The organism is Desulfosporosinus orientis DSM 765 (assembly GCF_000235605.1).
In the GTDB taxonomy this organism is placed as follows: domain Bacteria; phylum Bacillota; class Desulfitobacteriia; order Desulfitobacteriales; family Desulfitobacteriaceae; genus Desulfosporosinus; species Desulfosporosinus orientis.
This window is the reverse complement of the sequence record NC_016584.1, coordinates 1,857,657-1,869,389: the sequence shown is the minus strand read 5'-3', so window position 1 is coordinate 1,869,389 and position 11,733 is coordinate 1,857,657. Positions and strand designations below refer to the sequence as shown.

Below are 11,733 nucleotides of genomic sequence, written 5' to 3'. Positions count from 1 at the left end.
CACTATAAAGTAATATTTCTCTTATTTGTCGTAGTCAAACCAGCCCGCGCCGGTTTTCTTGCCCAGGCGTCCGGCTCTGACCACGGCTTTGATGGCCTGAGGTGCATTCCATTTCGAATCCTTGAATTCATTGAATAAATAATCCGCCACATGAACGGAAATCTCTACGCCGGTAAAGTCCATGAGCTCGAAAGGACCCATAGGATAGTTAAGACCCAGTTTGACCGCCGTATCAATATCTTCAGCCGTGGCGATGCCTTCTTCCAGGATGCGGATGGCCTCCAGGAACTGGGGCATCATGATCCGGTTGACGATAAAGCCGGGAGTATCCTTTTTCACTACCACAGGGGTTTTGCCCATGCCCCGGGAAGCCTCTGAGACCAGTTCAACGGTTTCATCACTGGTATAATAGCCGCGGATGACTTCTACCAGCCGCATAATCAAAGGCGGGTTGAAGAAATGCAGGCCCACTACCTTATCCGGGCGGTTGGTAGCCGCTGCCAGGGAGGTTATGGACATGGAGGAAGTGTTGGAGCCAAAGATGGTATCCGGACCACAGATTTTGTCCAGCATCTCAAACGCGCTCTTTTTAACCTCCAGGTCTTCAAAAATAGCCTCAATTACTAAATCAACGGCAGCGAAGTCTTCCATATTGGTGGTGGTGGTAATCCGTTTTAAGGCTGTGTCCTTTTCTTCCACAGTCATTTTTTGTTTGGCAACACTTTTATCCATAAACCCTGCGATCCGTTTGACGGCTCCTTCCACAAAACGCTCTTCCACATCGCAAAGTATAACCTCAAAACCCCTGACGGCTGCCAAGTGGGCAATCCCGCCGCCCATGGAACCGGCTCCTAATACCCCAATCTTTTTAATCGTCATCTTCGTTTACCTCCTGCTTCTGTAAATTAACTAACACTCAACAGCTGCATTCCTCTGCTTCCCGAGGGCTGTACTCCTTCCCCAGCAATTCTTGTTACCGGCCTCCTCTCAAAACCTTTAAGAATTTTATAATAATTCAGTTAACTATAGATATTGCAACTTCTGTGCCAGTTAAGGAAATCCCCTCAAAATCTTCGAAAAGCCCCTGAAATCAGGCCGGTACGTCCTCGGAGCTGCAGAGGGGGGGAAAGCTCCTCTGTAAAAAATCTTTCCCCCGCTGTAAAATTCTTTTCAAGTCCCGGGGCTTCAGCCCTTAAACCACATACTTGCCGGCTTCGGAAACAGCGGCGGCAATCTCCTGCCTCAGGGCCACCGTGTTTTGCGGGGTATACATAGCTAACCTTTCCAGAGTGATTAAGGCATTAACCAGCTCTTCCCCCTCAGTTAGGGCGGCCAGAATCTCTTTAGCCTCACAGACCATCTTCCCAATGGTGCCATAGCTGTAGGCGGCAGCCATGGTCAGTTTGAGCTTGGCTGCGGACTGCCCCTGTTTGGCTGCAGCTTTTTCCCCTCTCAGCCAGGCGCTCTCCATGGCAAAGGCCTGCATCGCCAGGTTGGCCAGCTTGCCTACCACCTCCTGGTGTTTCGGCAGCTCTTTCCCATACTTCTCCATGCTCATACCCATAGCGATAAGGAAAATATCCTTGGCCGCCTGAACCAGCCCGGCCACGCCCTCGCGGACAGGATTATCTGCGGAAATTTTGCTCTTTAATTCCTGAACGGCTTCCTGGAGGGGCAAATCCCCCTTGGCCGCCCGCCGCATTAAGGTAACAGGGATAATGGTCCGGTTAATTTCGTTGGTCCCTTCAAAAATCCTGTAAATCCTGGCATCCCGGTAAAGGCGCTCGATGGTGTATTCCGCACTGAAGCCGTAGCCGCCGTGAATCTGCACCCCTTCATCCACTGCATAGCCTAACGCTTCTGTGGCAAAAACCTTGTTCATGGAGCATTCAAGAGCGTATTCTTCGATACCTTTGGCCGCTACCTGGCCGCTGTCCTCTCCCGTGAGATCCAGGCTCTCCATCATGTTTTCCAGCAAGCCTCCCGTCCGGTAGACCATGCTTTCCATGGCATAGATTTTCATGGCCATTTCCGCCAGCTTCTCTTTAATTAAGCCAAAGCTGGCAATGGGTACGCCGAATTGCTTGCGCTCATTGGCGTAAGCAGCGGATAATTCCAGAGCAAACTTGGCATTGCCCACAGAATTGGCTGCCAGCTTATAGCGGCCCAGGTTAAGAATGTTGAAAGCCACCACATGGCCCTTGCCAATTTCGAAGAGCTGGTTTTCCACCGGTACTTTAACATCTTCCAAAATCACCGAGCGGGTAGAGGAGCCTTTAATGCCCATTTTCTTTTCTTCAGCCCCGGTGGAAAGGCCTGGAGAATCCCCGTCTACAATAAAGGCTGTAAACTTATCCCCGTCGATTTTGGCATAGACAATGAAGATATCCCCCATAGCTGAATTGGTAATAAATTGTTTGGTCCCGTTTAAGATGTAATACTTGCCGTCCTCACTTAACACCGCCCGGGTCTTGGCGGACATGGCGTCCGACCCTGCCCCCGGTTCCGTCAAAGCGTAGGCCCCTACTTTTTCACCTGAGGCGATGCCCGGCAGGTACTTCATTTTTTGCTCATGAGTACCAAACATGACAATGGGCATGCTGCCGATACCTGTCTGTCCTCCCTGAGTCATGGCAAAGGAACCGGACCGGCCCATACATTCGGCAATAATCGTAGTGCTGATTTTATCCATGGGCAGACCGCCGTATTCCTCGGCTATATCGGCGCCATTCAGTCCCAACTCCCCGGCAGCTTCTAAAAGTTCCCGGATTAAGCCTTCCTGCTTGGCTTCCAGGTCATCCATTCTGGTCAGGACCTGATCATTGACAAACCCCGCTGCCGTCCTGTAAATCATATTGTGTTCCATGCTGAAATCTTCAGGGGTAAAAATATCCTGGGGATTTGTATCCCCAAAGAGAAAACTTCCTCCCTTGGGCAAACCACTCATTTCTTTCACTCCTCTTTAGGCACAGTTTGTGCGCTCTCTTATTTCACAAAAGGTTCATAAAGGCTGAGACCCGGCTTAGGAGGCCTCGGTCCTGCCGATACTTTCAATGCTCCTGCCTCTCGTCTCATCCACAAAGAAGAAGGCTACAAAAGCACCAATCACGGCAGGTACTGCAAAAAAGACAAACAATCCTGTAAAACCGACTCCCATTTGCTGAACAATACCGGCGGCGATAGGTCCGATAAATCCCCCCACCCGGCCGAATGCCTGGGCGGAAGAAACTCCCGTATTTCTGAATTCTGTCGGATAGCCTTCAGCCAGCAGAGGCTGGGTGCCGCTTAATCCCCAGTTCATAGCCATGCCCACCAGCATTCCGAAAATGACTACCTGCCATTGATTGGTGGCAACCCCCAAGGCCAGGATAGCTGCCGCTGTAAAAATCCAGCCAAAGATCACATTGGTTCTCCGCCCGATAATATCCGCCACATAACCGGTGAGGATGCTGCCCAAGGCCCCAAAGACATTCTGAAGAACGGCGAAGGAATACCCTTTGACCAGGCCGTAGCCTTTGCCCACCAGCAAGGTGGGGAGCCAGCCGTTAATTCCGTAAATAACCAGGGAACCCATAAAGTAAATGATCCAAAGGGCCATGGTGGCCTTGCGGAACTGGGGAGAGAAAAGAGCGCTTACTCCTACCTTCTTGGGCGGAGGCGGAGCGACCAGAGTACCCACGGGCCAATCCCTGGCCTGCCCTTTAGCTGCGATCTCCATGCGCTTAATCAGTTCAATAGCCTCTTGTTGCCGGCCTTTGCCCAAAAACCAGTGGGTGGACTCGGGCAGAACCCCCAGCAGGATAACAGCGAAAATAGCCGGAAGCCCGCCGAAAAGATAACAAACCCGCCAGCCGGAGACCGGAACCACATAAATGGCTACAATCCCTGCCACAACCCAGCCCACCACGTAAAAGGCCATGATGGATGCGGAAAAGAAGCCGCGGTTTTTAGTGGGTGCACTCTCGGACATCATGGTAACAGCAATGGGAATACAGCCGCCAAAACCGATGCCCCCTAAAATCCTGAGAAGAGCAAAGGATTGGAAACCATGGACATAGTAAACAGGAAATGTCAATACAGAGAATATGAAGACAAAAAAGGCAAAAGCCTTTTTCCGGCCTAATTTATCCGAGATAACCCCGGCACTTAAACCGCCGATCAGCAAGCCGACAATACTCCATGAAGACAGGCTTCCCGTCTGAATTTTGGTAAGGGCCCATTCCTTAGCCAGCTGGGGCATAGTATAGGCCACAATCATATAGTTATAACCGGCGAAAATAAGGGCTAAGCCAATTAGAAGATAGATTTTCACAGTGTATTTAGAGATGCCTAATTCATCCACAACTTCTGAAATATTAACCTTATTCATGGTTTTCGCCTCCCTCTTTCTCATTTCGTTTCAGCGCCGCCGATCACTGCTGCTAAAGCATGATTCAGCTGGCCTTAAATAACCCCCAGCTCCCGGAAGGATGCAATTTCACTGTCACTGTAGCCGAGAAGATTATTCAGGATGGTGTGAGTATCCTGTCCCAAAGAGGGTGCTCCCCGCCAGACCTGGGCCGGTGTTTCACTCATCTTCGGACAGAAGCCGAATCCTTTCACGGTTTCCTCCAGGGTTTCATCGTGATACTCGATAAAATTTCCTCTCTTCTGGTAATGTTCGCTGGCAGCCAGCTCAGCGGAGGTTCGGACGATACCGCAGGGCACTTTTAAGCTTAAGAGGTACGCTTTAGCCGCTTCCGCCTCCCGTTCTGCCACCCAATCCGTAGCGATCCGGTTGAGTTCCAGACCCAGCTCCGAGTTAATGGCCTCTACCGAGCCTCCTGCCGCTTCATGGGTGTAGACGTTAAGGTCCAGACCCAGGGCCTTGACAAAACGCCCGTAAACTGCCGGTCCGTAGGCTCCGATGTACAAATACTTGTCGTCCTTGGTTTTGAATAAATTCCCCGGCTGGAAGATAGCCACTTTATTCCCCTTCCGTTCTCTGACCTTACCTAAGAGGAAATACTGGACGAAGGTATCATTGAGAACCTTGCTCATGGCTTCAATCTGAGCGATATCCACAGCCTGACCCTGGCCGGTTTTTTGAGCGTGGAGGTAAGCCATGAGAATGCCGTTCACTGCAAACATCGCCGTCATATAATCATTGATAAAGGTGGCTGCGTGGGACGGGGGAGATGGCTCGGGGAAACCATTGACAAACATATACCCTCCCTCGGCCTGGCCGATAGGATCATAGGAAGGTCTGTCACACTCGGCAGGAACCCCTCCGAACTGAGGCCGGCCAAAGCCGCTGATATGGGCAATTACCAGCTTGGGATTGACTTCCAGGAGCATTTTTTCCGTAATTCCCAATTTCTCCGTCCAGACCATGTTTTCTACCCAGACATCGCAATTCTTAATCAGAGAGAGGAATATTTCTTTGGATTCCGGAATCTTGAAATTGATTTCCAGGGTTAAGCTCAGTTTATTTCTGGCCTCCTGAATCCAGCCGGCACTGACTTTTCGCTCCCCCCGCTTAATGACCGGAGCCTGTTCCCGGTAGGGATCTCCGATCTTGGGCCGTTCCACGTGAATAACCTCTGCTCCATACTCCCCAAGTATTGAGGCGGCAAAAGGCGCTGCCACAATGCTGCCTGTCATCAATACTCTCATCCCCGCCAAAGGTCCATAGGTAGGTATCAGTGCGGGTGCCGGAACGCGTTGAATTTCCATCCATCTTGCCATCGTTTTATCCCCTTTCCTTGATTAAATGCTTTCTGCTGTTTACAGCCATTAACTGAATATAACTTTCCGACTATTCAGTAAATTAATCTTATTGCAATTGCCGTGCCATAATCTCCTGATGCCTGAAAGCCGCCTGCAGCAATGGTTTGAGGGGACCACGAAAATTTATTGCCCAATAAATGTAAAGATTCTTTCCTCCGCTGTAAAAGATTTTTTTAGAAAAATTTTAATTGGATTAGAAAATTTGCCCTTTCGTTTCCGGACCTAAGACCAGAACCACAAAAGCCCCAAATAAGAGGAGGCCGGAACTGCACATAAACACGGCATGAGGTCCATAGGCTCCCATGACAATCCCCAAAACCATGGGGCCCAGAAAAGCACCCACCCGGCCAATGCCAAAGGCAAACCCGGTTCCCGTTCCCCGCAGGGGAGTGGGCCACAGTTCAGGGATATAAACATTGTTGACCATGGTCATGCCAAATTGAAAGAACTGATAAATGAGCCCTAACACAATTACCAATACGACAGTTGCAGCTGAACCATAAGCATAGGCGCTTACAGCCATGGCCACGATGGTAATCACCGATGCCCATTTCCGACCTGCAGTCTCCACTAAATAAGTGACCAGCAGGTAAGCGGGAATCCCCCCCAAAGCAATCAGGGATACAAAACCGATGGATTTGGTCACGGAAAACCCTTTGGCTACTAACAAAGCACTTAACCACATGCTCAAGCCGTAATAAGCCGCCATAGTTGTAAACATCAGGACTCCGCTCATAACCAGCCTTGTCAGGTAATGCCTGCTTAATAGCTCCGACAAACCCTGGCGTACTTCCTTGCCTGCAGCACTTTCTTTTTCCCCTTCTCCCAAGGACCTGACCAGGTCTTCAATGGGAGGCAAGGTTCTGCCAATGCTTTTTTCCACCTGTTCCTCCATTTCCCGGGCAACCTCATCCGCCTCACGATACCTGCCTTTCGATTCCAGCCAGCGGGCAGATTCGGGCAGGTATTTCCAGATGACAAGAAACCAGAGAGCCGGCAGTGCTTCGGCTAAAAATACTACCTGCCAGCCGAATTTGGGCAATAACACATAAGTTGTCAGTCCCGCCGCAGCAATGCCTAAGGGCAGAAAAGCCTGATAGAAAGAAAGATACTTGCCCCGGGATTGAGAAGGAACCAGTTCACTCAGCATGGTGATGCCGATGGGTACCTGGGCTCCCAGCCCTACACCCAACAAAAAGCGAAAGGCCAGAAGACTTTCCACGGACCAGGCGATGCTCAGCAGTGCTCCTGCCGTACCCCAGAAGGCCATAGCCGCCATCAGTATTTTCTTGCGGCCGAACTTATCCGACAGACTGCCGGAGAATATGGACCCCACAAACATTCCCGCAAAACTAATGGATGCCACTAACCCCATCATGCTGGGCGGCAGGTTAAAATGCTGCCCCAATACAGGCAACAAGTAACCCATCCCCCCTAAGTCAATGGATTCGATAAACCAGGCCACAATCAAGAGAAAGGTCAAAAAGACATGATAGGATGAACTGGGCAGGCGCTCCAAACGATAAGATACTTTAATTCGTTCCCTGGTTGCCGGACATGAATCACTCATCACACTTTCCTCCTCAAGTTTCAATGTCAGAATGAAATGTGATCAAAGAAGCAATATCCTCCTTTCAAAATTTTTAAATAATTCTGAATTTTATCTTTGCAATTCCAATGCCAAACTCCTTTTTCTCGCCGCCCCTTGACTGGAGGCCTTTGCGAAATCTCTTACTAATAAAAAACCCCGGCCTGTAAAAAATGTTTTCGGCCTTTGTAAATATTTTTTGCAAAAGAGCAGCAAAGACTACGGCCAATAAGACCATGGGTTACATCAATAGACAAATAAGCAAAGGGCTGTCAGCCTGCAGCTCTTTGCTATGTCATTGGCTATATTTTGGCTTTTATCCCTGGCTCTAGTAGCGGCCTATATTAGTTAACGTTCCACTCTTCTTGAAAACGGAACCCGAAAGCCCCAAAACAATCTAAAGACCGTAGACCCGAAAGCCAGGGCGGCTTCGTCCCACAGGAGTGAACCCATTGCATGGAGAGGCGGTAAAAGCCCACAAGACGACGCGGGGATACGGAGCCACGGGTTAACATCAGGTATTACCCAGAGGTTTGGCGGAGTCCCGCGCCGGCGAGTGGGCGAGCCTCGGAATGCTGGGTGAGCGGATGTGGGCGAAGCCGCCGACCCCGGAAACACTCTCGCTTCACTTATAATTTAACATCTTAGTCAAAGTCGGCCTGCTAATCCCCAACTTCAGAGCCAGCTCACTATTGCTCACCTTCGCTTTGGCCCTCACCCTGCGCACGATCTCCGAATTCATTTCCGCTAAAGTACTGATACAAACGCTGATTTGTCCGTCCGGGAGATTCTCCCCCTCTTCATAATCTGAAGGACTTTCCTGAAACTCCTCATCTAAAAGTTCCATAATAACATTGTGAATGTCGGCTTCATTATCCGCCAGGACCACGCATCTCTCCAGGAAATGCTCCAGCTGCCTGCTGTTGCCATGCCACTCCATTGTTGATAGCTTCTTAAGGATAAAAGCGGGCAGAGAATTAATTGACTTTCCATACTTTTCTGAAAACTTTTTAACAAAAAAGAGGGCTTGTTTCGGAATGTCCTCTCTTCTCTCCCTTAAGGGGGGCAAATCCAGCTTGAGAACATTCAAGCGAAAATATAGATCTTCTCGAAAACGATTCTCTCGGATTAATTCCTCCAAATTTTCATTGGAAGCGGCAATCACCCGCACGTCCACAGGGATGATCCGGTCACTGCCGATACGCCGCACTTCCTTTTCCTGGAGCACCCTCAAGAGGTTGCCTTGCTGCTCCAGCTTCATTTTGCCGATCTCATCCAGGAACAGGGTTCCATTGTTGGCCATCTCAAACAACCCGGCTTTGCCGCCTTTGCTGGCTCCCGTAAAGGACCCTTCCGTATAACCGAACAATTCGCTTTTGAATAAACTATCATCTAAGCAAGCACAATTAACCGCTACAAAAGGTCCTTTGCGCCGGGCGGCATTCTCATTGTGCATGCTTTGGGCCAATAATTCTTTTCCAGTCCCGCTCTCCCCCCGGATCAGCACGGTGCAGTCCGTGGTGGCATACTTTTTTGCTTTGGCTATGACAGCGGACATTTTGGGATTGACATGAATAATATCCTTAAAGCAATATTTGGCTAATAGGCCCTTCGCCGGCGGCTCCTTTTTAAGCTTAACATCCTCCTGATTTTTGGGAACCTCTCTCAGGGTAACCAACGTTCCTTTGGGGACCTGCTGGTCGATGATAGGAATTTTATTGACAATCACCGTGCCGTTGAGAACCCGGTGCACAAAGCCCAGCCGTTTTTCCAAGCCTGCAAAAATTTCAAACATACACCGGCAATAGCTTAAATCATATAAGGAGCGGCCGACTACATCCCCTTCCTGCAAACCAAAAAGTTTGGCCGCTACAGGATTAAAAACCGTGACAATTTTATCTTCATTAACCATAATAATTCCTTCATGGGCATAGACGGAAATGGTATCGATGTGTTTGGCAATAAGAGTTTCCCGGATTTGGGCTTCAATAATATCTTTAGCCCTTTGCAGGGCGCTGCGCAGGGTATTTTCGCCTGCCGAAACCTGAATATATTGTAATCCCTTCGTATGAACTAAGGATGATATCTTTTCACCGACCCCTAATAAAACCTGATAACCGTCCTTTTTGGCCTTCTCAACCTGAACCTCAATGTCCTGCCAGTTATGATAAGTATAAATCCTTACCTTAAGTCTCAAGGCGGAACTCAAGTTCTCAATGATTGGTATGGCCTCAGAGTCTGCCAGTAAAAGCCCAACATTACCGCCAAACCTTTTGGCCTGATCCAGGGCTAAGACCAGGTCGTATTCCGCCGGATGAATACTGACCAGGTTCAGAGAAGGAAATTCTTCACGCATCAGCTCCAGAGTAGCGCCTCCGCTGGCAATGACTCTAATGCGGTCAGGATTTTCAGCTAACACAGCTTTTACCTGTTCCACAGCATCGGTAAAAGAAGCTTCAAGAATGGTCAGGTTAATATTCAGTTCCTTGCGCATTTTTTCAACCAGTCGAGTCACCTCTTGGTTTGGCGAAGTAAGAACTATCTCTGCAAGCATACTCACACCCCTCCTTAAAATTATTTTTGAGAAGCTCTGTCTTAATACTCTATTAACTAAGCAAAATTCATACCAAATACCCTAAAATTTCAAATTAAAAATTAAAAGCCCTATTTTACTTAATTTACTGAATATTAAGTAAAATAGGGCTGGCTATTTATTCCCAGAATTATCCTCGGACATCCTCAGCTGGTTGCATATACACAACAATTTAGTTGCATTTTATCAACATGCACCAATTTTGCAACCAACAACTTGGCTTCTGCCAAGTTCGTTTACAATCTAATATACAAATTCCCTGGGGTCCAAACGAACTTCACGGCAGATTTCCTCCACGACTCTCTTCTCTACAGGAGCAAATTCTCCGTCGGCGAAGCCAATGGCACAGCAGAGGCGCACCACCAAGCGGGCTGCTTCGGGTTTGCTGGCCAGTTTGCCGATTTCCCTTAAGGCCTCCGCTTTCCCTAACATCTGATCCCTTTGAAGTTTGTCAATATAGTAATTGAAGCGAGCATCCACATCATTAATATTTATGCCCCGCATTTCCTGACTTGTGCGGAAATAATTGATCAGCTTTTCTCGTTCCGCAGGATCGATGATACCATCGGCTACGGTCACTAAGGCACTGCCAGCCACTAAAGCTTCCGTCAAATCTTTGCCCATATATTTATTCACAACATTGCGGGCATTCTCCGTCTGCCTCTGCAGCCATTCCGCCGTGTTTCTGTTGCTCCCTGACCCCCAGCGTTCCCGGCAGCTCATGCAGGCAAACTCCATATTCTTGCTGCCGATAAATCCTGCCAAAACCCCCACCGGCCCTAATAAGATACCGCCGATAGCCGCTTTGCCGATACCGAAACCCTTTTTCCCTGCCGTCACCTGATTGGAATGGCAGCGGGGACAAGTGATACCGCCATGAGAATCCATGCTCTGAGTCTGTCCATAGTATGAGGAGTTGTTTTGCCCATAAGAGGGAGTATTCGAACCATAGGCAGGTACATTTTGCCCATAAGAGGACGCACTCTGACCGTAGGAAGACGTACTCTGACCGTAGGAGGATGTATTCTGACCGTAGGAAGGAGCATTTTGTCCGTAAGGATTTTGGGTATTCTGATACCCACCATAACCGGGTGCAGTACTGCGCTGGTCTTCCTCAACTTCCAGTCCAAAGTTCCTGCATAACGCAGCCAGGCCGCCTTCAAAACCGCTGCCGATGGCATTAAATTTCCACTCACCTTGGTGACGGTAAATTTCTGCGGCAACAATGGCCGTCTCAACGGAAAATTTTTCACCCAGTTCGTATTTAAGCAGTAAATCGCCGCTGCCGGCATCTGTAATCCTGACGAAAGAATTCTTAATATCGCCAAAGCTCTGGCGTTTCATCTGGGCATCGTTAATGGTGATCGTAAAGGATATGCGCTGGATATGTCCTGGAACAGCCGCCAAATTAATCCGGATCTGCTCGTCATCTCCTTCACCGGAACCTTTTTTATGATCCCCGCTGTGCTTGACTGAGCCTTGCCCACCTGTGGGGTTGTTATAGAAGACGAAATCGTTTTCATCCCTGACTTTGCCGTCTGAACCTATCAAAAAAGCCGAAGCATCCAAGTCATAGTTATAGCTGCTGGCTGAAGCATTAGGAGCCCAGCCCAAACCGACAATAATCTCCTTTAAATTTGGATTGGTCTTTGTCAGATCAACTTTTTGACCTTTGCTAAGTCTAACAGCCATTCTTTACCTGCCTTTCTGTTCTCCCCATCCATGCTAATCTTGACACAGAAGTTACTTTTAGTAATAAAACCGGGCTAGATTGCTTAATATC

Annotated in this window: 7 protein-coding genes; all 7 read right to left on the bottom strand. The window is 48.9% G+C overall.

Annotation, left to right across the window (positions count from 1 at the left end; all coding sequences use genetic code 11):
• Nucleotides 1-21: 21 nt before the first annotated feature.
• The 7 genes from DESOR_RS08610 to DESOR_RS30935 all read right to left on the bottom strand — a co-directional run bounded on the left by DESOR_RS08610 (nucleotide 22) and on the right by DESOR_RS30935 (nucleotide 11,642).
• Nucleotides 22-879, bottom strand: a complete 858-nt coding sequence (locus DESOR_RS08610) for a 3-hydroxyacyl-CoA dehydrogenase family protein (RefSeq protein ID WP_014184214.1) — start codon at nucleotides 877-879, stop codon at nucleotides 22-24.
• A gap of 313 nt (nucleotides 880-1,192) precedes the next feature.
• Nucleotides 1,193-2,947 (bottom strand): acyl-CoA dehydrogenase family protein, encoded by a 1,755-nt coding sequence (locus DESOR_RS08605; RefSeq protein ID WP_014184213.1) that lies wholly within the window; start codon nucleotides 2,945-2,947, stop codon nucleotides 1,193-1,195.
• Nucleotides 2,948-3,022: 75 nt separating this feature from the next.
• Nucleotides 3,023-4,369: an MFS transporter gene (locus DESOR_RS08600; RefSeq protein ID WP_014184212.1), complete on the bottom strand. Its 1,347-nt coding sequence runs from the start codon at nucleotides 4,367-4,369 to the stop codon at nucleotides 3,023-3,025.
• 74 nt (nucleotides 4,370-4,443) lie between these two features.
• A complete protein-coding gene (locus tag DESOR_RS08595) occupies nucleotides 4,444-5,727 on the bottom strand; it encodes a CaiB/BaiF CoA transferase family protein (protein WP_014184211.1) in 1,284 nt (427 codons plus the stop codon).
• 235 nt (nucleotides 5,728-5,962) lie between these two features.
• Complete coding sequence (locus DESOR_RS08590; RefSeq protein WP_014184210.1) at nucleotides 5,963-7,339, bottom strand: MFS transporter; 1,377 nt, start codon at nucleotides 7,337-7,339, stop codon at nucleotides 5,963-5,965.
• A gap of 643 nt (nucleotides 7,340-7,982) precedes the next feature.
• Nucleotides 7,983-9,911: a sigma 54-interacting transcriptional regulator gene (locus DESOR_RS08580; RefSeq protein WP_014184209.1), complete on the bottom strand. Its 1,929-nt coding sequence runs from the start codon at nucleotides 9,909-9,911 to the stop codon at nucleotides 7,983-7,985.
• Nucleotides 9,912-10,193: 282 nt separating this feature from the next.
• A complete protein-coding gene (locus DESOR_RS30935) occupies nucleotides 10,194-11,642 on the bottom strand; it encodes a TerD family protein (RefSeq protein ID WP_014184208.1) in 1,449 nt (482 codons plus the stop codon).
• Nucleotides 11,643-11,733 lie beyond the last annotated feature (91 nt).